A 22,807-nucleotide genomic window follows, 5' to 3' on the forward strand; every position below is an offset into this window, starting at 1 on the left:
GCTTTCCGATGATGGCGTTCAGTTCGGTGATCGAGCCATTGCGCGCCGCCAACGTGCTGGCCAAGCGCGATTGTTACCGCTGGGTGATCGTCGGCGCCGACCAGGGCACGGCCGAGGCGTCCAATGGGGTTGTCATACAACCGGGGTTCTCGGCCTCCGGCGCGCCGAAGGTCGACCGCATCGTCGTCTGCTCGGGCGGCAATGCGGACCTGCTTGTCGCCGACGATGCGGTTGCCTGGATGCGCAAGAGCCTGCGCGCCGGCGCTCACATAGGCGCAGTGGCCGACGCCGCCTTCTTCCTCGCCAGGGCCGGCCTGCTCGACGGCCATGCCTGCACCTTGCACTGGACCAGCCAGGCGGCATTCACCGAGGCCTTCCCGGATATCGAGCTTCGGCGCGACCTCTATGTCATCGACCGCAAGCGCTTCACCTCGGCCGGCGGCGTCGGCAGCCTCGACATGATGCTGGAGATCATCACCAACGATTATGGCGGCGAGCTCGCGGCGGGCGTTGCCGAATGGTTCGTGCACAGCCCCTTGCGCTCGAGCGTCGACCGCAAGCTGATGCCGCTCAGGCTGCGCACCGGCGTCCAGAACGAACTGGTGCTGTCGGCCATCGCCATCATGGAGGATGCGGTCGAGGAGCGGCTTGGCATGACGGAACTGGCGGCAAGGCTCGGCGTCTCCTCCGACAAGTTGGAGCGCAATTTCCGCGCCCAGCTCAGCATTTCGCCCAATGGATATTACCGGCGGCTCCGGCTGCGGCGCGCCGCCGACCTGTTGGCCCATTCGACGCTGATGGTGCGAGATGTGGCGCTGGCCTGCGGCTTCGCGTCCATGTCAAGTTTTGCCCGAGCGTTTCGCGAGGAGCATGGGCACGCGCCGAAGGCGATGCGGCGGCATTAGAGGGCGCTGCGCGCTAACGCGGTGAGATGCTGGCGGGACAGCGCCCCCCTCTGTCCTGCCGGACATCTCCCCCACACGGGGGGAGATCAGATGTCGCCTCGGCTTTCGCCAATCACCAACGTTGCAGGGCGAGCGGGACGCGAAAGCTGCTAATCTCCCTCCTTGTGGGGGAGATGTCCGGCAGGACAGAGGGGGGCGCGAAGGATCGCAACATTGCCCTTTGTATCCATGCCCTTCTTGCGGCATTTCGCACGACATCTGCGGATTCTCGCACAGACATTTTTCGGCGCATGGCTATGGTCTAGCCCTTCAGGAGGCGCACCCAATGAGCATCGTCGTTTTCGACCCCGACAGCACCGAGGATGTGGATTTCAAGGACCGCATGCGCCACCCGGTCGCGGCCGACTCCGCCGGCGGCATGTGGCTGTCGGATACCGAGCCGTCCTTCATCGATGCCGACGCCTTGCGCAAGGGCCGGCTGGCCAAGCTGCGCGGCTGGATGCGCGAGGCGGGCTATGGGGGCGTCGTTTTGTTCGACCCCTACAACCAGCGCTACGCAACCGGCTCGCGCAACATGTTCGGCTATTTCCTGCGCAACTCGACGCGGTATTTCTTCATCCCGACCGACGGGCCGATCGTGCTGTTCGAGTACCCGCAGAGCTACCATGTCTCGATGGTGCTCGACACGATCGACGAGGCGCGGCCGTCCAAGCTGGTGTGGTCTTCGGTGTCGGGCCGTGACGACGAAACCGCTGGTCCCTTCGCCGACGAGATCGCCGAGCTTTTGACGAAGCACGGCGGCGGCTCGATGAAGCTCGGGCTCGACCGCTGCAGCCATTTGCAGGCGCTGGCGCTGGAAAAGCGCGGCTGCGAGGTCAAGGATTGCCAGGGCGAGATTTTGGCGGTGCGCGCGGTCAAGACGCCTGAGGAGGTCAAATGCCTGCAGGTGTCGATGGCCGGCGCGGAAGCCGCTGTTTATGCCGTGCGCGAGGCGATAAAACCCGGCGTCTCCGAAAACGAGCTGTTCGCCATCATGTATGGCGAGGTGATCCGCCAGGGCGGCGAGTTCATCGAGACGAGGCTCCTCACCTCGGGCCAGCGCACCAATCCGTGGTTCAACGAGGCCAGCGGCCGCAAGATCCGGCCGGGCGAGCTTCTGGCGCTCGATACCGATACGATCGGCTGCTATGGCTATTATTCCGATTTTTCGCGCACCTTCCGCTGCGGGCCGGGCAAGCCGACCGGCTATCAGAAATCGCTCTACCGCATGGCGCACGACCAGGTTCAGCACAACATTTCGATCGTCAGGCCGGGCATGGCTTTTCGCGAGATCGCCGAAAAGGCGTGGAAAATCCCGGACCGTTTCGTCGACCAGCGCTATACCTCGGTGATGCACGGCGTCGGCATGCATGGCGAGACGCCGTTCATAGCGCACGCCATGGACTATGAAACCTACGGCCGCGACGGTGTTGTCGTGCCCGGCATGGTGGTGAGCGTGGAAAGCTATATCGGCGAGAAAGGCGGCCGCGAGGGCGTCAAGCTGGAGGACGAGATCCTGATCACCGACACCGGCACCGAGCTTCTGTCGCGCTTTCCCTACGAGGATGAATTTCTGGAGAAGCAGGTTTGATCGCAGCGTCACTCACTAACGTCAGCGCGGTATCGCAAACCTTCGGGAATAGTCGCGGCAGCTATGCCTTCGTCATCCTAGGGCGAAGCAAGGAGCGCAGCGACGCGGCGCAGACTCTAGGATCCATGCCGGGACTCATCCGCGCCGCAACGGTGCAAGTTCTGCTCCGCCGCACTCTCCGACCAGCGTCACGGCATGGATCCTCGGGTCTCCGCGACGGAGCTTCGCTCCTGCTTCGCCCGTGGATGACGAAGGTGGGGAGGCACCGGCCAATCACCACTGTTTGCGCGACTTCGCTGAACGGAATGGCGTTGGTCGCGAACCAAGGCCTATCCGCATGAAAAGCCCCATCTCGATCAAACGCGGCGCGGTCGCCGCGGCGTTCATCGACCTCCAGGAAGAGCATCGGCAGGACAAGCGCTATCTGGTCGAAGGTTTTGGCGAGGTGCTTGCCAACGTCCAGCGCCTGCAGGCGGCGGCGCGGCGCAACTTCGTGCCGCTCTATCACTGGGCCTATGTCGTCGATACCGCCAAAGCGCGTCCGTTCCATCCGCTCGACGCCGACGGCAAGTCCGCCTTTTCCGACAAGACCGATCCGCTGACCGAGATTTGCCATGAGGTGGCGCCTGCGGCCGGCGAGACGATGCTGGTCAAGACGCAGGCCAGCGCCTTCGGCGCCGGGCCTGTCGCAACCGAACTCAAGGCGCGCGGCATCGAATGGCTGATCGTCGCCGGCGTCTGGACCGAGGCCTGCATCGACGCCACCGTCAAGGACGCGGTCGCATCCGGCTTTCGTGTGCTTCTGGTCAAGGATGCCTGCGGCAGCGGCAGTGCCGCCATGCACCAGACCGCCATCCTCAACCTTGCCAACCGGCTCTATGGCGGCGCCGTCACCAACACGATAGACGCGTGCCGGCTGATGGCGGGCGACACCGTCGATGCATGGCGGGTCGAGGGCTCGGTGCCGCTGCGCTTCACCTTTGAAAACGCCGAACGTCTCTACGGCGAGCTCTGAGAGATGGGCACGGTCCACAAGCTCAAGACCACCAGGCGGGGGAAATACGCCACCCTGCTCGACCCGGCGCTGTGGGAGCATATCGACCTAGTCAATGACTGGTTCCCGCCAGAAATCGCCGAACTTCCGATCGCCGAGCAAAGGTCGGTCTATGATGCGATGTGCCGCGCCTTCCATCAGGGTTATCCCAAGGGGGTTTCGGCCAGCGACGGCATCATCGCCGCCCATGAGGGACACGCCATCCCGATCCGCTACTACCGGATGGCGGGCAAGCCCGTGCGCGCCGTCATCCTCTACTATCATGGCGGCGGCTTTGTGCTTGGCGGGCTCGACAGCCATGACGACATCTGCGCCGAGATCTGCGCCGGCACCGGTTTCGACGTCGTCTCGGCCGACTACCGGTTGGCGCCGGAGCATCCGCACCCGGCCGCCTTCGACGACGCGCTGACCGTGTTCGAATGGGCGGCGGTGACAACGGACCTGCCGATCGTGCTTGTCGGCGAAAGCGCCGGCGGCAACCTTGCCGCCGCGGTCGCGCACGCCTCGCGCCGCCACCTGCGCCGGGCGGTCGGCCAGGTGCTGATCTATCCCGGCCTCGGCGGCGACGAGAGTGCCGGCTCCTATGTCGAACATGCCGAGGCACCGCTGTTGACACTGCGCGACATCGCGTTCTACCGCACCATTCGCGCTGCCCCGGCACAGTCGCCCGACGACCCGACTTTTTCGCCGCTGAGCGACAATGACTTCTCCGGCCTGCCGCCGACTGTCATCATCACGGCCCAATGCGATCCGCTGTCATCGGACGGCGAGACCTATCGCGACCGCATCGTTGCGGCAGGCGGCCGCGCCTGGTGGTATGAGGAGAACCGCCTCGTGCACAGTTTTCTGCGCGCCCGCAAAAATGTTCCGCGCGCCGGCGAGGCGTTCGTGTGCACGCTTGCAGCCATCGCCGCCGTCGCCGTGCTCGGCAAGAACGACGAAGCGCTGATCTCCCCCCTCGTGGGGGAGATGGCCGGCAGGCCAGAGGGGGGCGCGAAGGATCGCGGCCCTTCAATATCCTAAATCAGCGCAACGATCATCTGTGAAGATACTCCAGTCGGCAGACGGGATGGCGGGACAGCGCCCCCCTCTGTCCTGCCGGACATCTCCCCCACAAGGGGGGAGATTGGCAGTCTACCTCTGCGGAGCAGTGCACAAGAATTGCGGAAAAGAGAACATTTCCCTGGGTCGGCCCGCTTTATCATCACCTGCTCAGGCAACGGCGCGCCCGATGGTCGCCTCCGCCCCCAGCGGAGACGGACCGTCGGGGCGCCCAACAAAAGAGGGAACGACGATGAAATTCATGCTGACCGACCGCAATTTGCACCCGCAGGCGAAGCCCGTTGCCGATGATTTCAGGAAGGGCGGCGTCAACCGGCGCGAATATCTCGCCATCATGGCCGGCTTTGGCGTCAGTGCCGCCGGCGCGCTGGCGCTGGGCGGCCTTTCCCCTTCGCCTGCCCGGGCCGAAGAGCCGAAACGCGGCGGCACCTTGCGCGTCGCCATGAACGTCAAGGGCTTCAAGGATCCACGTACTTTCGACGGCGTCGAGATGTCCAATGTGGCGCGCCATTGCAACGAATATCTGGTGCGCTGGAACCGCGACTTCACCTTCGAGCCGTGGCTGCTCGAAAGCTGGGAAACCAGCGACGACGCCAGGACGCTGACGCTGCATGTGCGCAAGGGCATCGCCTGGTCGAATGGCGACACCTTCAACGCCGACGACGTCATCCACAATCTCACCCGCTGGTGCGATGCTTCCGTCGCCGGCAATTCGGTCGCCGCACGCATGGGCGCGCTGGTCAATGCCGACACCAAGAAGCCGGTCGATGGCGGCATCGAGAAGGTCGACGACTTCACCGTAAAGCTCAATCTGCCGAAACCCGACATTTCGCTGATCGCCGGCATGGCCGACTATCCCGCGCTGATCATGCATCGCACCTATGAGGGCGGCGACGATCCGATGAAAGCGCTGGCGATCACCACCGGCCCCTGCGAACTGGTCAGCTGGAATGCCGAGCCCAGTGCGGAGGTGAAGCGCAAGGACAAGCCCTGGTGGAAGGGCGACTTCTACCTCGACGGCATCAAATGGGTCGATTACGGCTCCGACCCCAACGCCATGCTGTCGGCGTTCGAATCCGGCGAAATCGACACCGACCACGAGACCGCGTCCGACGCCGTGTCGCAGACCGAGCAAATGGGCTTGTTGAATTCCGAGATCGCCACCGGCTCGACCATCGTTGCCCGCTTCAATGTCGGCAACGCGCCCTATGACGACGTCAAGGTGCGCCGCGCCGCCCAGCTTGCGGTCGACAATTCGGCCGTGCTGGCGCTCGGCCTCGGCGGCCGCGGCAAGCCTGCCGACAATCACCATGTCGGCCCGATGCACCCGGAATTTGCCGATATCGGCCCGGCCAAGCGCGACACGGAACAGGCCAAGAAATTACTCGGCGAGGCCGGCAAGACGGACCACGAATTCGAGTTGATCTCGGTCGACGTCGAATGGCAAAAGAGCACCGGCGATGCGATCGCCGCGCAGATGCGCGAGGCCGGCCTGAAGATGAAGCGCACCGTGCTGCCGGCCGCGACCTTCTGGAACGACTGGAGCAAATACCCCTTCTCCACAACCGAATGGCTGGGCCGCCCGCTCGGCGTCCAGGTGCTGGCGCTCGCCTACAAATCGGGCGCTGCCTGGAACGAAAGTGCTTATGCAAACAAAGAGTTCGACGAACTTCTCGACAAGGCGCTGGCAACGCCGGACGCCGCCCAGCGCAAGGAGATCATGGCCAGGATCGAGCAGAATCTGCGCGATGCCGGCATCATCATCCAGCCCTACTGGCGCTCGGTCTACCGCACCTATCGCAAAGGCGTGCAAGGCTGCGAACAGCACCAGTCGCTGGAACAGCATTTTGAGAAGGTGTGGCTGGAGGGGTGATCGTTCTAGGATTAAGGTGGCCGGCGCTGCGTTTAAAGCCGCGCCGGCTTGATCGCGCCACTACCTGCGCCAAAAGCTAGTTAGACAGGAAGCCCCTCGTGCTTTTCGTCAATCGCTCTAACTCGAGCCTCATAGGGCTCCCACGGGTTACGATAGAACGACATCATGTGGTCTATCGCGTAGGAACTTTTTTCTAGGCCGTCTCCCTTAGCAGTACTGACATGGCGGAATGCGAGCGCTCGATCCGGCTTTCGGGCGAAGCCGGCACGGCGCCGCATCCTGCGATCCTGCACCCATGCGACGCTCAAGCAATTCGCGGCAGCCGAGCGTGAGCGCGAAAATTTCCGCAGGCATGTCGAGAGCATTGCGCCCGAGCGGCGCTTCCTCAGCAACCCGGCACGGGCCTCGCTAGCCGTCGGCGCCGCCTTGCTCGATGGCGAGTTGGCCTACCACCAGGGGCAGCATGACGACTCTTACGCCCATCTGCGCCAATCCGTCGAACTCGACGACAATCTGTCCTACACCGAGCCCTGGGCCTGGATGCACCGCCGCGCCATGCGCTGGCGGCACTGGTCCTCGACCAGGGCCACACTGACGAGGCCGAGCAGGTCTATCGCGACGACCTCGGCCTGAGCGGCAAGGTCCAGCGCTGCGCCCAGCACCCCGACAATGTCTGGTCGCTGCACGGGTTGGTGGAATGTCTGAAGCGGCGCGGCGAGAGCGTGGAACTGCCGGGGGTGCAGGAGAAGCTCGACGTAGCACTGGCCAAGGCTAATGTGGCGATCACGTCGTCATGCCTGTGCCGGACGAGACCGCAGGCGGACCGTAGCTGCTGTCGTTGAGAGGGCAGCCAACCGACCGAAATCGGCGACGTTCGCTCACGAGAAAATCTCAGCCAGATCGTCGATGCTGGTGCCTTCCTTGAGCTGTCGCAACTCCACATACATGACGACGATGGCGATCGATACCACCAAGCCTTGGGCTGTATCGACCAGGGCGTTGAGCAAAAAGCCCAGTGTCAGACCAAATGAGAAAAGAAGGCGTTCGCCCAAATATCCACGGTGATTGAAGGCACGAGCACGACAAGCCAGATGCACAGCAACGGCCAGCGGCTGCCTTTGGTCAGGTCGCGGCTGCGTTGCATGCTGGCGAACACGCCACGCCCTTCACCGACAATTACCGGCGTCGTGACCGACCAGCGCGCCAGCAGCAACAGTCCGGGAACGATGATGAGTACCAGGCCCAGCCAGAAGGCGAATGTGATCAGGATCGAGGCGGCGCTTGCCGGTAGCAGAAGCGCACAGGCTGTTCTGATGCAATCGCGTGCCGACGGCCGTTCGCCGCGCAGATCCATCAGGGCCGCTCGCGTCAATGCCGCCTGCATGAATGCCCCCAGCACAAAAAAGCCCAACATGAAGATTGCCGTGATCGTCAACCGTCGCATCGAGTATTCGGGCTCTACCGACGCAACGGATACCCAGAACCAGTAGGAAAATCCAAACTCCGGCAAGGCGTATACGAACAACGCCACTCCCAAGCACAGCACCGGATTGCGCCGGATAATCGCGAACGTATCGCGGAGAACCCTGCCGATGCGAAATTTGCCTGGCTGCTCCGGCGTCATCGACGTCACGATTGCCCTACCCCGGTCGATGTGCCGTTACGAAAAAATCTGCGCCAGTTCGTCGACGCTGGTGCCTTCCTTGACCTGGCGCAGTTCGACATAGGTGACGGCAATGGTCACCGACAGCATCGTCGAAAAGATCGTCGACACCAGAGTGCTGCCGAGCGCTCCGACCAGGACACCGACGCCGGTGATGCCGCCGGTGGTGGCGACCGCCAGTCCGAAAAACAAAGTGAACACCGCCTGGATGAGCATCGCCGCCACGCCAATGATCAGCAGCAGCCAGAATATCGACCAGCGGCTGCCTTTGGTCAGGGCACGGCTGCGCGATATCGAGCCGAACACGCCAAGCCGCTCCTGAACCGCAATGGGCACGGAAACCGATACGGAAATCAGCCACATGAAAGCGGGGATAAACGCCAGGGCAAGCCCGATCAGCCACCCGATAGGTGGAATGACCCAGGCGATGAAAACCATCACAAAAACAGCCACCACCAGAGTGACAATGATCAGAATGCCTATGCCCAGCGTGGGCAAGAAGCTGCGCAATGCTATCTGGATGCAGTCGCCGATGACCGGCCGCTTGCCGTTCAAATCCTCGATTGCCGCTCTGACAAGCGCCGCTTGCACCAGCAAGGCCAGAACGAAAATGATCAAGGAAGCGACTATCGATAAGCCCGAGTAGTCTCCCATGGCCGACGTCTCGAAAGCGGCGGCGTTCCCGGCGCTGTCGACGTTCACCAATGTAGCGACCCGGGACAGGTTCCAGAGATTGTACAGCAGTGCGGGCAGTGTCGAGAAAAGTCCGACAACCACAGCAAGGAAACCCAGATTGCGGCCAATGACCGCGAAGCTGTTGCTGAAAACCCTGCCGATGCGAAATTTTTCCGGTCGGTCCTGCGCCAGTGACGTTATGATGCCTCCTCCCCGCACTGCCTTGACCCAGCCGGGTCAAGGCAGTGCAAAGCCGTCTGCTTATGAGAAAATCTCGGCCAGTTCGTCGACGCTTGTGCCTTCCCTGACCTGGCGCAGCTCGACATAGCTGACTGCGGCGGCGACCGACAGCAGCATCGACATCACGCTCTGCACCAGCCCAGCGACGATGGCCGCGGCGATGCCGTGAAACAGGTAGACAACCACGCCGACTGCACCCTGGATGACCATGGCAATGATGATCAGGACCAGGAACAGGCCGAACAGCGACCAACGGCTGCCCTTGGTCAGGGCGCGGCTGCGCGACATGGAACCGAACACGCCGAGCCGCTCCTGGATCAGGACCGGCACCGAGACCGACCAGCCAAGCCACAGGATGATGCCGGGCACAATCAAGGCGATCGCGGCCAGGCCCGCCCCCAGGGCAACGAGGAAACCTATCGCCAGCGTCGGCAGCAAAAAGCGAATGGCAATCTGCAGGCTGTCGCCGAAGGTCGGACGCTTGCCGTTCAAATCCTCGATCGTGGCCCGTACAAGCGACGACTGAAGCAGCAGCGCGAAAATGGAGCTGATGAAAATGGCGACGAACGTGACCCAGGAATTGCGAAGGGCGAAAGTGGGATCGGCCGCGGCGCCAGGATCGGCCTGCAGGAGCGCTTGCATGCGCGAGCCGGTCCACAGCTGGAGCAAGATCGTCGGCAAACCGGAAAACAGCAGTGCCAGTCCGACGCTAAGGCCGACATTGCGGCCGATGACGGAGAAGATGTTGTTGAAGACCCTGCCGATCTGAAATTTCTCAGGCCGTGCAAATGTTGCCGAAGTCATGATGCGCCCCCTGTTCCACCGCCGAATATTGTCCGGCAGCCGCAGTAGTAAATTTGCCAAGATTAACGACTGGCGTCTAGCCCACTTGCAAAAGTTACGCTGCATTGCCAGTGTCGGCTCGCGAACCGCAGGTTCATGGGGGCGAAAAGGTGACTGCTGCACAGCCGGACGCTGCGCAAGCCGAATGGCTGGCCAAACTGCACAAGCAGTTGCTGTCGGACGATTCGATCCAGTTCGACCTGCCGGCCTACAGACCACCCGAGACCCCCGAGTGGCTAAGACCGCTGGGCGAGTTCCTGAAATCGCTCGGCCCGTACATGATCTATCTGTTCTGGGGAGCCGTGATCACAGGTGCCGCAATCATTCTGCTGCTGATTTTGCTTGAGGTGAAAGGCGTCGCCTGGCGCCTGCCCTGGTGGCGCAAAAAGAGCGTGACCGAGGCGGAAGCGACATGGCACCCCGACGTGGGCGCCGCGCAGGTCCTGCTGTCGGAAGCCGATGCGCTGGCCGCCCGGGGCGAGTATGACGAGGCGGTGCATCTCCTGCTGCGCCGCAGCGTTGCCGACATTGCCGGCCGCCTGCCCGACTTCCTGCGCCCGTCGCTGACCGCGCGCGATATCGCGGGAGCGGCGTCGCTGCCAACGCGGGCGCGCAGCGCCTTTACCCAGATCGCGCGCATCGTCGAGGCAGCGTTGTTCGCGCGCCGGCCGGTCGGGCCGGAAGGCTGGCAGGAGGCGCGCAGCGCCTATGAACGATTCGTCTTCAGGGATGCCTGGACGTGAGTGACGCGACAGCCGACATCGCCCAGCAGGAACCGTTCAGCCGCAGGACGCTGTTCTGGGGCATTTTCGCCAGCCTACTCGCGGCCGCGGGCTTCTTCCTGTTGTCCACCTATGCGCCCGACTTTCGCCAGCCGAGCGCCGGTGGCGCAACGCCGCTGTCGAAGAGCGGCATCGGCTATGCCGGCCTGGCGCAATGGCTGAAGCTGACCGGCAAGGCGCCCGATATGGCGCGGTCCGACAGCGATCTCGAGACCGAGATGCTGCTGATCGTCACGATTTCGCCCGACAGCGACCCAGATGCGCTCGCCAACATCATCAAGCTTCGCAAGGGCCTGGATACGCTGTTCGTTCTGCCCAAATGGGCGACCTTGCCGCTGGCCTTGCACGAAGGCTGGGAGATGAAGATCCAGCGGCTGCCGGACGTCGTGGTCAACGACTGGCTCGCCCGGATCGCCAAGGCCAAGCTCGGCGAAGGTGAGACCACGGTCAAGCAACTCGACGTCTCAGGGCAAATGGTCAGCGTTCCCGACCAGTTGCAATGGGTGGCCGACGAACACCCGCTGATTGCCGCCGGCAACGGCACGGCCGTGCTGACCGAGGTCGAAGACGAGCGGTTCTACATTCTGACGGACCCCGATCTCATCAATAACGCCGGCTTGAAAGATCCCGACAGGGCGGCGGCGGCGCTCAAGCTGATCGAGCTCCTGCAGCCCGAAGAGGGTGCTGTCATGTTCGACCTGACGCTGCATGGCGTCGGGCGAAAATACGATCTCGCCAAGCTTCTGGTCGAGCCGCCCTTCCTGGCGCTGACGCTGACCATCCTGGCGGCGGCGGCACTTGCCTTCCTGCATGGCCTTGGCCGGTTCGGGCCGCCACGGGCCGATCAGCGCGCCATCGCCTTCGGCAAACGCGCGCTGGTCGACACCACGGCGATGCTGTTGCGCCGCGCCGGCCGGCTGGAAGAACTGGGCGACCGCTATGGAGCACTGGCACGCGTACGCGCCGGCGCGCTGCTCGGCGCGCCGCACGGTTTGCAGGGCGAAGCGCTCGACCGCTGGCTCGATTCCCGCGATAAGGACGAAGCCGGCGGGTTCACGACCCGCCTGCAAGCTGCGAACGCGGCAAAGACCCTGACACAAATGCATGATGCAGCCGAAAAGCTGCACGACTGGACGGCAAGGAGGCTCGGTGAACGTCGATGATGTGAAGGCCCTGGCGACACAGATCAGGGAAGAGGTGGCCAAGGCCATCACCGGGCAACACGATACGGTCGATCTGATGCTCACGGCATTGTTCGCCGGCGGGCATATATTGCTCGAGGGACCGCCGGGCACGGCCAAGACGATGACGGCGCGCTGCTTTGCCCAGGCGCTGGGCGTCGCCTATGGCAGGATCCAGTTCACGCCCGACCTGATGCCCGGCGATATCGTCGGTTCCAACATCTACAATTTCCAGACCGGGCAGTTCACGCTGACGCGCGGCCCGATCTTCTGCGATCTGCTGCTCGCCGACGAAATCAACCGAACGCCGCCGAAGACCCAGGCAGCCCTGCTGGAGGCGATGCAGGAGCATGCCGTCACCTTCGACGGCACCACCCATGCGCTCGGCCCGAACTTCATGGTGGTCGCGACGCAGAACCCAATCGAGCACCAGGGCGTCTATCCCCTGCCCGAAGCCCAGCTCGACCGTTTCCTGTTCAAGCACCGGGTGAGCTACCCCGGCCCGGAAGAGGAAAAGGCGATCATCATCCACCATGGCGGCGGCACCGCCTCGCACGACATCAAGCAGTACGGCATCAAGGCCCAGGCCGACCGCAAGACGCTGGAAAAGGGGTTGGCGACCGTCGGCGAGGTTACGCTGGTCGATGATGTCGTCGACTATATCGCCAGGCTGGTGCGGGCCACGCGCGAAAGCCCCGACCTCGAGGTCGGCGCCAGCCCGCGCGCGGGCGCCATGCTGGCGAGAGCTGCACGGGCTCGGGCAGCGCTCGACGGGCGTGCCTATGTCATCCCCGACGACGTCAAGGCGCTTGCCGTGCCGACGCTGCGCCATCGCGTTATCCTGTCGCCGGCGGCGCAGATCGACGGCCGCCTGGTCGAACAGATCGTGACCGACCTTGTAGACCAGACGGAAGCGCCACGTTGATTTATCCGAGCGGCCGGGCAGTCTGGGCAGGTGCGGCCGGTGCAATACCGGCCTTCCTGATCGCGCTCGCGCTGCCGTCGATGTGGTATCTCGGCCTGTTGTGGATCTGCGCGCTGCTTGCTTTCCTGGCCGTGGACGCGGCCGCCGGGCGCGGACGGGCTTCTCTGAACGCCAGCATCCACGCCCCGCCGCAGGTCAGCGTCGGCGGCCAGCTCACCGTCAATGTCACCGCCAGGCTCGGCGGACGACCGCGCGCCGTGCAGGCGCGTCTTGGCCATGACGAGCGGCTGCAACCGCTGGGCGGCACCGGCGGCGCGTTGACCGCCGAGGCCGGCAGCGCATCGCTCGATCTCAGATTTCAGGCGCTGCGGCGCGGCATTGCCAGGTTCGACCGTCTGTGGGTGCGCTGGCGCGGGCCGTTCGGCTTGGTCTGGAACCAGGTCGTGCTGCCGATGGACGGCAAGGTGGCGGTGCTGCCCAACGTCAGCAGCGCCCGCGACGAGGCGATCACGCTTCTGCAGCGCCAGGCGCTGCCCGACGGACATGCGCAGCGCCGCGCCGGCCAGGGCCGCGAATTCGAGGCGCTCAAGGACTACCAGCCCGGCATGGGCCGGCGCATGATCGACTGGAAGCGCAGCGCCCGCCACGGCAGGCTTCTGGCGCGCGAATTCCGTATCGAGGAGAACAACAACATCGTGCTGGCCATCGATAGCGGCCGGCTGATGTGCGAGCCCGTCGACGGCGTGCCGAAGGTCGACCGCGCGGTCACCGCCGCCTTGCTGTCGGCGTTCATTGCGCTGAAGGGCGGCGACATGGTCTCCCTGTTCGGCTTCGATGCGCGGCCGCGCGTCTCCAGCGGCGCCGTGCGCGGCTCCGCCAGCTTCGCCATGATCCAGAAGCGGGCGGCGGAGATCGACTATTCCACCGAAGAGACCAATTTCACCCTGGCGTTGACGACCCTTGCAGCAAAGCTCGACCGGCGTTCGCTGGTGATCATCTTCACCGACTTCGTCGATCCGATCAGCGCCGAACTGATGCTGCGCACCGTCGGTCGGCTCACCGAACGGCATCTGGTGCTGTTCATGATGATGAAGGATGTCGAACTGGAGACACTGGCCGACATGCCGCCGGACGCACCGGAGGATGTGGCGCGCTCGGTCGTCGCCGGCGGGCTGCTGCGCGAAAGGCAGGTCGTCATCGGCAGGCTCAGGCTGCTCGGCGCGCATGTCATCGAAGCCGACCATCAGAGGCTCGGACCGGCGCTGGTCGAGCGCTATCTCGAGCTCAAGCGGGAGGATCTGTTGTGAACGCGCTGGTCGGCAAGGATGCGGTGCGCCAGTCGCTGGCGAGCTTCCGTTCGGAGCGCGAGGCCGACTGGAAGGCGTTCGAGGCGCTGCTTGCCCGGGTCGAGAAACGTGCGCCACGCACGCTATCGGAAGACGAACTGCTGTCGCTGCCATTGCTCTACCGCTCGGCGCTGTCCTCGCTTTCGGTGGCGCGGGCGACCTCGCTCGACAATGCGCTGGTCAGCTATCTCGAAGCGCTTTGCCTGCGCGGCTACTTCTACCTCTATGGCGCGCGTCGCGGCTTGCGGCAGCGCATCGGCGATTTCTTTCTGCATGACTGGCCGCATGCAATTCGCGATTTGTGGCGCGAGACCTTGCTGTCGGTCGTCCTGACCTTTGTCGGCGCCGGCGCCGGCTACTGGCTGGTGGCCAAAGACAAGGGCTGGTTCGACGCCATCATTCCGCCGAGCTTGGCCGGCGGGCGCAACCCGGATGCCTCAGTCGAAGTCCTGCGACAGGTGCTTTATGACGGCGCCGACAGCAATTTCCTGTCGGGCTTCGCCGCCTATCTGTTCACGCACAATGTCCAGGTGGCGATCCTGGCCTTCGCGCTGGGCTTTGCCTTCGCGGTGCCGAGCGTGCTCTTGATCCTGATGAATGGCTGCCTGCTTGGCGCGATGTTCCAGATCTACATCGCCAAGGGGCTCGGGCTGGAGCTGGGCGGCTGGCTGTCCATCCACGGCACCACCGAGATGTTCGCGATCGCCTTGGCGGGCGCCGCCGGCATGCGCATCGGCACGCGCATCGCCTTCCCCGGCGAACTGACGCGGATGACGGCGGCAGCCGATGCCGGGCGCGTGGCCGCAACCACCATGGTCGGGGTGACGATCATGCTTTTGTTTGCCGGCCTGCTCGAAGGCATCGGCAGGCAGGTGATCACCAGCGACGTGACACGCTATGCCATTGGCGGCGTCATGCTGACGCTGTGGCTTTGCTATTTCTATGTGTTCAGGGTGGTGCGGCATGGCGACCGCTAGGCGCGCTGCCGTCTCGACGATACGGCCGCTGATCACGCCGGAAGGGGTCGATCTCCGGATCAAGCTCGCCGATGCCGGCACCCGCGCCGCCGCCTTCCTGCTCGACTTTGTCATCATCATCGTCACGGCGATCGTGATCTCGATCGTTGCACTGTTCGGGCTGGCCGGCCTCAAAGGCGAAGGCGCGCAGCCGCTGTTCATCGTCTGGATCATCCTGATCTTCTTCCTGCGCAACGCCTATTTCATCGTCTTCGAAGCCGGCCGCCGCGCCGCCACGCCCGGCAAACGGATGCTCGGCATCCGGGTGGCGTCGCGCAGCGGCGCCGGCCTGTCAGTCGATCAGGTCATTGCCCGCAACCTGATGCGCGAGATCGAGATCTTCCTGCCGCTGTCGATCATCCTCGGCCGCAGCGAGATGGGGCTCGCCGACACGCTGACGACGATCTTCGGACTGGTGTGGACGCTGCTGTTTGCGCTCTTCCCGCTGTTCAACCGCGACCGCATGCGCATCGGCGACCTTTTGGCCGGAACGTGGGTTGTCGAGGCGCCGAACCTGGCGCTGGTCGAAGACCTGTCGCAACGCCAGGACACCACCACCCGCGCATTCCGCTTCACCCAGGCGCAGCTTGACGCCTATGGCATCGCCGAACTGCACAAGCTGGAAGAGGTGCTGCGCCGCGACGACTATTTCGCGCTGAAAGCGGTGGCCGAGACGATCGGGCGCAAGATCGGCATGATGGTCGATGCCGTCGATTCCAGGGCCTTCCTCACCGCCTATTACGGAGAGCTGCGGGCACAGCTCGAACGCAAGCTGCTGTTGGGCAACCGCAAGGCGGATAAGTATCAGCGGTGAGCTGTGCCTCAGATGGGAGTCGATACATGAGACATTGCTTCCTGAACATAGTTGATAAAAGTGTGTTTGCAATTCCGATGGCTACCACCCGCGACGGCTGGGAGAAGTTCGCAGGTCCCGTCATTTTGATTGGCGAGCTACCTTCGGTCTCCGACAAAGAGATCGGTCTAGCAACACTCAACGCGCTTGGTGCTTATGCCAGCGATGTGCCCGACGACATCGTACACACGGTTCTTCTTGACAGCTCGGCTTCGCGGTTCGGCTTCAAGTCGTACAACTCCCTCCTTCAGAAATCCCGTCAGATGTCGGTCGACCAGGGAAGGGACGACAAATTCACACTTACCCCCTATGCCAAAGTCAACAGAGAGAGTGCCGTGCCGCTGGACACGATCTTGTCTTCAACAGATACGCCAGAGGATCTCGGGCGTGCTGTTCGAGAGTGCATTTCGCTTTGTCGTTAACAGCGTCGAGTAATCGGTCACCATGAACACCTCTCCATCCGAGCTCGAACTCCAGGAAATGGAGGCGCGCGTGCTGCCGCAGCTCAGCCCGGCCCATGGAAATCATGGGTCGAGGGTCGGGATTTGCTGAGCAGATCGAATTTCATTCAAACCGACGAAGGCGCGGATCGCGGCGACGATATCGAAATGGCCAGCGCCACGGCCGAAGACCAGGATTTCATGGCTGCGGCGCGGCAGGACATGCCTCGCCTGATCGCCGAAGTGCGCAGGCTGGGCGCACTTCTCAATCAAACGAAGTAAAAGCGGCGAGGCCGCCTACCCCACCCACGTTTCATAGTCGGACACCAGCAGGTGCACCGGCGCAACGTCCTCGTGGATGTTGGAGAAGCGGCCGATCGGTTCGCGGAAGACGTTGTCGGTGAGATCGTCATTGACGGTCGAGACCTCGCCGATCAGCACATCCTTGCCCTCGGCCCAGAAGGCGTGCCAGACGCCGGGCAGCAGCGTGACGCTCTGGCCCGGGTCGAGCTTCAGGAGCCCGCCTGCCGGCAGCCTGTGGATGGTGCCGTCGACCGGCACCGTCACTTCGGCCTTCGGATCGATGCCGCCGTCGCGATCGTGCATGAACAGTTCAAGCACGAGCTTACCGCCGCCGCGGTTGATGATGTCCTCGGCCTTGACGTTGTGGCGGTGCATCGGCGACAGCTGATCCTTGCGCGAGATCATGATCTTCTCGGCATAAAGCATGCCCATGCCCTTCTTCATGTCGGCATAGACGCCGTTGCGAACGGTGAACAGGAACAGGCCGAGTTCGTCGAATTTTTCCTGGCCGTAATCGGTGATGTCCCAACCGAGCCGCGAGCTGAAAATCGCGGCGGAGTCGGCCTTGCGCGCCTTCATCTCTTCCGGGCTCCAGTAGGCGAAGGGCGGCATGATGTAGCCGAACGAGCGGATGAAGGCGTCTGCATCGCGGATGATGTCGTTGACGGTGGAGCGTTTCATGATTGTGATCCCTTCGCGTCGCGTTCCCTGGAGTTATCTGAAGCGCATAGCCGAACAGCGCTGCGGTGTCGACGCAAACTGCGTGCTGGCCCCATGACATCCGTGCGGATCGGGGCCATAAGTCAGCCAGATTTCCCAGGGTGATATTTCATGCAAGGCATAGACGACCTCGACACGCCGGCGATCCTCATCGACGCGGCCCGCGCCGAAGCCAACATCGCACGAGCGCAGGCGCATGCCGACCGCCACGGGCTGAAACTCAGGCCGCACATCAAGACGCACAAGCTGCCTTATTGGGCGAAGAAGCAGATGGCGGCCGGCGCGGTCGGCATCACCTGCCAGAAGATCGGCGAGGCGGAAGTGATGGCCGATGCCGGGCTGACCGATATTTTTCTGCCCTACAACATCCTTGGCCGCGCCAAGCTGGAGCGCCTCAAGGCGCTGCATGGCCGTGTGACACTGTCAGTGACCGTGGACAGCCTCGAAACGCTGGATGGGCTCGCCGCCACCTTCACCGATACCGGGCACCCCCTGCCCGTTCTGGTCGAATGCGACACCGGCATGGGCCGTTGCGGCGTGCAGAGCGCCGCCGAGGCGCTGGCACTGGCGAAGTTGATCGACCAAGCCAAGGGGCTCACTTTCGGCGGGCTGATGACCTACCCCGCGGCCGGCCGCGCCGCCGAGGCCGAATCCTGGCTGGCCGGCGCCAAGCAAACGCTCGCGGCCTCGGGTCTCGCCTGTGATCGCATTTCAAGCGGCGGCACGCCGGATATGTGGCGCTCCGGCGAGGACAGCTTGGTTACCGAATATCGCCCCGGCACCTACATCTACCTCGACCGGTATCAGGTCGCCAAAGGCGTCGGCACGCTCGACGATTGTGCGCTGACGGTGCTCGCCACCGTGGTCAGCCATCCGACGCCGGCCCGCGCCATCCTGGACAGCGGCAGCAAGGCGCTGTCCAGCGACACGCTGGGGCTCGCCGATTTTGGCGAGCTGCTCGGCATGCCCGGCGCCCGCGTCACCAGCTTGAGCGAGGAACATGGCACGGTCACGCTTGCGAATGGCGCGAGCCTGCGCATCGGCGAACGCGTTCGCGTGGTGCCTGATCATTGCTGCGTCGTGACCAACCTGTTCGACCAGGTGCATCTGATCGACGGTGACAAGGTGCTGGAAACGCTGAAGGTGGAAGCGCGTGGGCGGATGGGGTGAGGCTTTTCGTTTTGGAGGCTCGCCCTATTTCGACATTGACGAATTGTAATTTATAACTTACTAGTCCCCATGGCAATCCTGAAGCAGACAGCCACCTTTCGGAGGTGGCACCAAAAGCTGAAAGACGGAAGAGCCAAGGCGGCAATTGCCGTTCGGCTGCAACGTTTGATTGTAGGAAATCCCGGCGACGTGGCCCCAGTGGGTGAAGGCATCAGTGAATTGCGCATTCACTATGGGCCCGGCTATCGCGTTTATTTCACAAGCGCGGTGAAACGGTCATCCTGCTCCTGTGCGGCGGGGATAAAAGTTCACAAGAAACCGACATACGGACAGCAAAGCGCCTGGCCGTAGAATGGAGTGACGACAATGGTTGAAAAAATCTATGATTTCGATCCCGCCGAAATGCTCGATTCCGATACGGCAATCGAGGCGTTTCTGGCAGAGGCAATGGAAACCGGAGACGCCAAATTCGTCGCGTCCGCCCTCGGTGTCGTTGCCCGCGCCAAGGGGATGAGCAACATTGCCAGAAAGACCGGCTTGGCTCGCGAGCATCTTTATACCTCGCTCAGCGAAAACGGTAATCCTACGCTGGAAACCACACTGGCGGTCATGAAAGCATTCGGCTTTCATTTGGCCCCAAAGCACGATGCAACTCAGGTCTAATCTACGCCAGCGCGCGTCGAGCGCGAGGTTGTTCGGGCCAACTGAAATCAGGACTGATAAACCGGACCCAGCGCCGCCTTCAGCGGATCCAGCGCGTCGCCATACAGCTTCCAGCGCTCGACCGAGGATGAATAGATCGGCTGGCGCACCTGCCAGCGGCTCGGCGTCCGCACGGTGCGCTCGGTCTCGTTGAAACGCAGGCAGGCATCGTCCCACTCAACGCCGAGGAATCCGATCAATCCGCGGGCGCGATTTTCGAAATCGGCGACCGTTTCTTCGTAGGGCATGTCGTGGATATTCAGCGGGATGACCTTGGTCCAATGGCGCATCAGGCGGTCATACTGCCGGTAATACTGCCCAAGCTTGGTCAGATCGGCATTATAGCCGTGCGCCTCGGAAAAATTATGCATGAAACAGGACGCGCAATTGTCCATCGGGTCACGCCGGCAATGGATGATGCGGGCATTCGGCAAGATCAGGCTGATGAAGGCCAGCAGCTCGAAATTGTGCGGCATCTTGTCGACGACAAGCCGCACCGTGTTGTTGCGCTTTTTGAGATCGTCGAGATATTTCGATCCAAGCTCCTTGGCCTTGGCTGCAGTGAGCGCCGCCATGGCCTTGGTGAAAATGGCTGGGTCGAGCTTGTCGAACCCAAGTTCGCCGGCAAGTGAACGAATGGTCGACAACTCCCCGGCGCCATGGATATCGCGATGACTGGCGCATATCTGCTCGGTCAGCGTCGTTCCCGACCGTGGCATGCCGACGATGAAGACCGGGCGTCTGGATGGATTTCCCAAATTGGCTCGCGCCTCGAAGAAGCCGGCGTCGAAAGTGTCGATGAAGCTGTCGTAAAGCTGGGTGTGCCGGTCGATGTCGAAATCATTGCCGGAAATCGCCTTGGCCCTCGCGAAATGGCGGATGGCCGGGCTATACTCGCGCTGATCATTGAGCATCTTGCCAGCGGCGTGGTGCAGCACTACCCGCTCGCGATCGGTCGTTGTCGGCAATTCCAGGCGTTTCAGCACCAAAGGCAACGTCGGATCGTCCTTGACCGCCCGGCGCGCAAGCGCCATTCCAGCCAGCGCCTCGACATGGCCCGGGTCGATGGCAAGGGCCTTGCTGAAGCATTCGACCGCCTCGGCCGGCCGGCCAATGTCGGTGAGCAAATCGCCCATACCGGCAAGTGCCATCACCGACTGGCCGTCGATAGCCAGCGCCTGGCGATAGAACCCTTCGGCAATGTCGCCCTCGAGCTGGCTGCGGTAGGAGCGGCCGAGATTGCACAGCGCTTCGATGAGCCCTCCATCGAGCTCGATCGCCTTTCTCAGATGTCTGCGCGCCTTGTCGACGTTGCCGGTGACATTGTAGGCGTTGCCGAGATTGTTGCGGAAGATGGCGTTGTCCGGTTCGAGCTTGACCGCCCTTTCCATATAGGCAATGGCGGCGTCATGATGCTCGGCCTCGATGGCGAGCGTGCCCATCAGGTTCAGCGCCATGGCATTTTTGGGCTGCGTGCGAAGCACCGTCTGGTAGCAGAACTCGGCCTCACGAAAACGCTTGCGCCGTTGCAGGTCGATGCCGCGCTGCAATGTCTTTTCCGCCGGTTCACCGGCGGACGGCAGCGAAGCTGGGATCATTGCCGGCAGGCCCAGGGGTTGCCGGCGTGGCAAGAGCGGCATCCGTCAAATCCCGGTCGCGGCCTGCGACGAACCAATCAGAACTTCAGGGTAACGCCAAGCTGGAGATTGTGGGAGTACAATTTGGCGTTCTCGTATGTGCCGCCGCCATCATTGTCGTCTAGATCCACGCTTGTCACGGCCTTAAAGCGGTAACCGAAATCGAGGTCGACATTCTGCGTTACCGCGTAGGTAACACCGGCGCCCACCTGGCCGGCGAAACCCCAGCCGCCAGGCCCGTATCCATAAGCGTGGCCATCAAAGTGAGTATCGGCGGTAACATAGGCCGCGCCGAGACCGCCGCCGACATAGAGTTTGGCATCACCAAAATGCGCAACATCGGCCCAGACGTTGGCGAGAAGATAGGTGGCCGACAGATTGCCGGAAGCCGGATAGTTGCCGACGCCCGTGTAGCTGTATTCGCTTGCCTTGTAGCGCGCGTAGGACAGTTCGCCTTCGACACGAAACACATCGTTGATGCGCCGACCGACAGCGCCGCCGATTACGAACCCGGTATCAAGATCGACTGAATAGCCAGTACCATTGTAGTCCGTTTTCACATGGTTCGGGAAACTGGCGCCGCCGAAGAGCGTGACGTACCAGAGATCCTCTGCCCTCGGAACGTCGACGATCGCGTCGGCGGCATACGCCGAACTCCAGCCAAGCACCAATGCAAATGTCGAGACGCCAGCCAACAAGCGCAGTTTCATCGCCGATTCCCTCGCTACAACTAGTGACTGGTATCACTCTTGCTTCGCGGCCGAGCTGTCAAGAAAGCAAACGAGATCAAGGAGCCAAGCGAAGTCGGGAACAATCTTTTGAGAATTCTTGTTGCTGCACCGCAACATAGCAGCACATGCTAATGTTTGGCGGCAGGCGTATGGCTTCGGTTTTGAAAATCGCGCTAGTCGGCCTGCCGTGCCGCCACCCTGCGCATGGCGATCACCCGCCGGCGGCGGATTTCGGTGCGCATCGCCGTCAAATGCAGCGCGAAGAACAGCACGGTGAAGCCGAGCGCCATCACCAGCAGCGGCCATAGCAGGCTGGGATCGATCGTCGGTCCGCCGAGCCGGAACACCGAGGCCGGCTGGTGCAGCGTGTTCCACCAGTCGACCGAGAATTTGATGATCGGGATGTTGATGAAGCCGACGAGCGTGATGATGGCGGCGGCCCAGGCGGCACGGCTGGCGTCATCGAGCGCACGCGTCAGCGCGATGATGCCGAGATACATCAGGAACAGGATGAAGACCGAGGTCAGGCGGGCGTCCCAGACCCACCAGGTGCCCCACATCGGCTTGCCCCAGATCGAGCCGGTGACCAGCGCAAGCGCGGTGAAGGTGGCGCCGATCGGGGCTGCCGACTTCAGCGCGACATCGGCCAAGGGATGGCGCCAGACCAGCGTGCCGAGCGCGGCGACGGCCATCACCGTGTAGCACATCATGGCGAGCCAGGCGAAAGGCACGTGGATATACATGATGCGCACCGTGATGCCCTGCTGGAAATCCTCAGGCGCGGCAAAGCTCATATAGAGACCGATGGCGAGCAGGATCGCGGCGATCGACGCCAGCCACGGCACCAGCCTATCGGCCAGCCCGACAAAGCGCGTGGGGTTGGCGAGGTCGGTCCAGCCGGCGAGGCGTGAGGAGGTATCGCTCATAAGGTCTAGATAGACCGGCGGCGCGTTCGGGGCAATCGAGGGAGTGTCGCAGTCTTATTTACCCTCCCCCTCGTGGGGAGGGTCGCTGCGAAGCAGCGGGGTGGGGGTGGTGGGGCACCACCCCACCCGG

The 22,807-nt window shown here is 63.0% G+C and carries 24 protein-coding genes and 1 pseudogene; 17 read left to right on the forward strand and 8 right to left on the reverse strand.

The features are described from left to right. Nucleotides 1–8 precede the first annotated feature (8 nt). The 6 genes from NKJ64_RS27630 to NKJ64_RS30570 all read left to right on the forward strand — a co-directional run bounded on the left by NKJ64_RS27630 (nt 9) and on the right by NKJ64_RS30570 (nt 7,157). Complete coding sequence (locus NKJ64_RS27630; RefSeq protein WP_352463667.1) at nt 9–905, forward strand: GlxA family transcriptional regulator; 897 nt, start codon at nt 9–11, stop codon at nt 903–905. Between the two features lie 325 nt (nt 906–1,230). Next, nucleotides 1,231–2,535: a M24 family metallopeptidase gene (locus NKJ64_RS27635; RefSeq protein ID WP_352463644.1), complete on the forward strand. Its 1,305-nt coding sequence runs from the start codon at nt 1,231–1,233 to the stop codon at nt 2,533–2,535. A 337-nt stretch (nt 2,536–2,872) separates the two neighbouring features. Continuing rightward, the gene (locus NKJ64_RS27640; RefSeq protein ID WP_352463645.1) at nt 2,873–3,550 is read left to right on the forward strand and encodes an isochorismatase family protein; all 678 of its coding nucleotides are present in this window, start codon (nt 2,873–2,875) and stop codon (nt 3,548–3,550) included. 3 nt (nt 3,551–3,553) lie between these two features. Beyond that, nucleotides 3,554–4,612, forward strand: coding sequence for an alpha/beta hydrolase (locus NKJ64_RS27645; RefSeq protein WP_352463646.1), 1,059 nt, complete (start codon nt 3,554–3,556; stop codon nt 4,610–4,612). Between the two features lie 271 nt (nt 4,613–4,883). Continuing rightward, nucleotides 4,884–6,524 (forward strand): ABC transporter substrate-binding protein, encoded by a 1,641-nt coding sequence (locus NKJ64_RS27650; protein ID WP_352463647.1) that lies wholly within the window; start codon nt 4,884–4,886, stop codon nt 6,522–6,524. A gap of 426 nt (nt 6,525–6,950) precedes the next feature. Beyond that, on the forward strand, nt 6,951–7,157 hold the full coding sequence (locus NKJ64_RS30570; protein ID WP_502902891.1) for a hypothetical protein: 207 nt from the start codon (nt 6,951–6,953) through the stop codon (nt 7,155–7,157). A gap of 245 nt (nt 7,158–7,402) precedes the next feature. On the opposite strand, the gene NKJ64_RS27660 is transcribed toward NKJ64_RS30570, so the two are convergent. From NKJ64_RS27660 to NKJ64_RS27675, 4 genes are all read right to left on the reverse strand, one after another. Continuing rightward, nucleotides 7,403–7,576, reverse strand: coding sequence for a hypothetical protein (locus NKJ64_RS27660; RefSeq protein WP_156939255.1), 174 nt, complete (start codon nt 7,574–7,576; stop codon nt 7,403–7,405). After that, nucleotides 7,543–8,157: a hypothetical protein gene (locus NKJ64_RS27665; protein WP_352463648.1), complete on the reverse strand. Its 615-nt coding sequence runs from the start codon at nt 8,155–8,157 to the stop codon at nt 7,543–7,545. Before NKJ64_RS27665 ends, NKJ64_RS27660 begins: the two co-directional genes overlap by 34 nt. 27 nt (nt 8,158–8,184) lie before the next feature. Then, nucleotides 8,185–8,805 carry a hypothetical protein gene (locus tag NKJ64_RS27670; RefSeq protein ID WP_352463649.1) on the reverse strand — a complete coding sequence of 207 codons (621 nt, stop codon included), beginning with the start codon at nt 8,803–8,805 and terminating at the stop codon, nt 8,185–8,187. A gap of 318 nt (nt 8,806–9,123) precedes the next feature. Then, the gene (locus NKJ64_RS27675; protein WP_352463650.1) at nt 9,124–10,068 is read right to left on the reverse strand and encodes a hypothetical protein; all 945 of its coding nucleotides are present in this window, start codon (nt 10,066–10,068) and stop codon (nt 9,124–9,126) included. On the opposite strand from NKJ64_RS27675, the gene NKJ64_RS27680 reads away from it, so the two are divergent. The 8 genes from NKJ64_RS27680 to NKJ64_RS27715 all read left to right on the forward strand — a co-directional run bounded on the left by NKJ64_RS27680 (nt 10,056) and on the right by NKJ64_RS27715 (nt 16,770). Continuing rightward, entirely contained in the window at nt 10,056–10,688 is a 633-nt protein-coding gene (locus tag NKJ64_RS27680) for a DUF4129 domain-containing protein (protein ID WP_352463651.1), read from the forward strand. The two genes, NKJ64_RS27675 and NKJ64_RS27680, sit on opposite strands and share 13 nt — an antisense overlap. Beyond that, nucleotides 10,685–11,890 carry a DUF4350 domain-containing protein gene (locus NKJ64_RS27685; RefSeq protein ID WP_352463652.1) on the forward strand — a complete coding sequence of 402 codons (1,206 nt, stop codon included), beginning with the start codon at nt 10,685–10,687 and terminating at the stop codon, nt 11,888–11,890. Before NKJ64_RS27680 ends, NKJ64_RS27685 begins: the two co-directional genes overlap by 4 nt. Next, on the forward strand, nt 11,877–12,833 hold the full coding sequence (locus NKJ64_RS27690; RefSeq protein WP_352463653.1) for an AAA family ATPase: 957 nt from the start codon (nt 11,877–11,879) through the stop codon (nt 12,831–12,833). The genes NKJ64_RS27685 and NKJ64_RS27690 overlap by 14 nt, the downstream gene beginning before the upstream one ends. Next, entirely contained in the window at nt 12,830–14,140 is a 1,311-nt protein-coding gene (locus NKJ64_RS27695) for a DUF58 domain-containing protein (RefSeq protein WP_352463654.1), read from the forward strand. The genes NKJ64_RS27690 and NKJ64_RS27695 overlap by 4 nt, the downstream gene beginning before the upstream one ends. Further along, on the forward strand, nt 14,137–15,156 hold the full coding sequence (locus NKJ64_RS27700) for a stage II sporulation protein M (RefSeq protein ID WP_352463655.1): 1,020 nt from the start codon (nt 14,137–14,139) through the stop codon (nt 15,154–15,156). Before NKJ64_RS27695 ends, NKJ64_RS27700 begins: the two co-directional genes overlap by 4 nt. Continuing rightward, the gene (locus NKJ64_RS27705) at nt 15,143–16,009 is read left to right on the forward strand and encodes an RDD family protein (RefSeq protein ID WP_352463656.1); all 867 of its coding nucleotides are present in this window, start codon (nt 15,143–15,145) and stop codon (nt 16,007–16,009) included. Before NKJ64_RS27700 ends, NKJ64_RS27705 begins: the two co-directional genes overlap by 14 nt. A gap of 26 nt (nt 16,010–16,035) precedes the next feature. Further along, nucleotides 16,036–16,470 carry a hypothetical protein gene (locus NKJ64_RS27710; protein ID WP_352463657.1) on the forward strand — a complete coding sequence of 145 codons (435 nt, stop codon included), beginning with the start codon at nt 16,036–16,038 and terminating at the stop codon, nt 16,468–16,470. Nucleotides 16,471–16,593: 123 nt separating this feature from the next. Then, entirely contained in the window at nt 16,594–16,770 is a 177-nt protein-coding gene (locus tag NKJ64_RS27715; protein WP_023689648.1) for a hypothetical protein, read from the forward strand. A gap of 15 nt (nt 16,771–16,785) precedes the next feature. Here NKJ64_RS27715 and NKJ64_RS27720 read toward each other — a convergent pair whose 3' ends face one another. After that, on the reverse strand, nt 16,786–17,472 hold the full coding sequence (locus NKJ64_RS27720) for a D-lyxose/D-mannose family sugar isomerase (RefSeq protein ID WP_352463658.1): 687 nt from the start codon (nt 17,470–17,472) through the stop codon (nt 16,786–16,788). Between the two features lie 150 nt (nt 17,473–17,622). Between NKJ64_RS27720 and NKJ64_RS27725 the strand changes: the two genes are divergently transcribed. The 3 genes and pseudogenes from NKJ64_RS27725 to NKJ64_RS27735 all read left to right on the forward strand — a co-directional run bounded on the left by NKJ64_RS27725 (nt 17,623) and on the right by NKJ64_RS27735 (nt 19,344). Continuing rightward, nucleotides 17,623–18,681, forward strand: coding sequence for a D-TA family PLP-dependent enzyme (locus NKJ64_RS27725; RefSeq protein WP_023734205.1), 1,059 nt, complete (start codon nt 17,623–17,625; stop codon nt 18,679–18,681). A gap of 69 nt (nt 18,682–18,750) precedes the next feature. Further along, a pseudogene (locus NKJ64_RS27730) lies at nt 18,751–19,055 on the forward strand (type II toxin-antitoxin system RelE/ParE family toxin). Further along, a complete protein-coding gene (locus tag NKJ64_RS27735; protein ID WP_023672893.1) occupies nt 19,048–19,344 on the forward strand; it encodes an addiction module antidote protein in 297 nt (98 codons plus the stop codon). Before NKJ64_RS27730 ends, NKJ64_RS27735 begins: the two are co-directional and overlap by 8 nt. Before the next feature lie 47 nt (nt 19,345–19,391). On the opposite strand, the gene NKJ64_RS27740 is transcribed toward NKJ64_RS27735, so the two are convergent. From NKJ64_RS27740 to NKJ64_RS27750, 3 genes are all read right to left on the reverse strand, one after another. Beyond that, nucleotides 19,392–20,981, reverse strand: a complete 1,590-nt coding sequence (locus NKJ64_RS27740) for a tetratricopeptide repeat-containing sulfotransferase family protein (protein ID WP_352463659.1) — start codon at nt 20,979–20,981, stop codon at nt 19,392–19,394. A 77-nt stretch (nt 20,982–21,058) separates the two neighbouring features. Further along, a complete protein-coding gene (locus tag NKJ64_RS27745) occupies nt 21,059–21,730 on the reverse strand; it encodes an outer membrane protein (protein ID WP_352463660.1) in 672 nt (223 codons plus the stop codon). A gap of 194 nt (nt 21,731–21,924) precedes the next feature. Then, nucleotides 21,925–22,677: a heme ABC transporter permease gene (locus tag NKJ64_RS27750; protein ID WP_023682911.1), complete on the reverse strand. Its 753-nt coding sequence runs from the start codon at nt 22,675–22,677 to the stop codon at nt 21,925–21,927. Nucleotides 22,678–22,807: the final 130 nt, after the last annotated feature.

Origin of the sequence: Mesorhizobium sp. M0062 (assembly GCF_040323125.1) — a bacterium.
GTDB lineage: Bacteria > Pseudomonadota > Alphaproteobacteria > Rhizobiales > Rhizobiaceae > Mesorhizobium.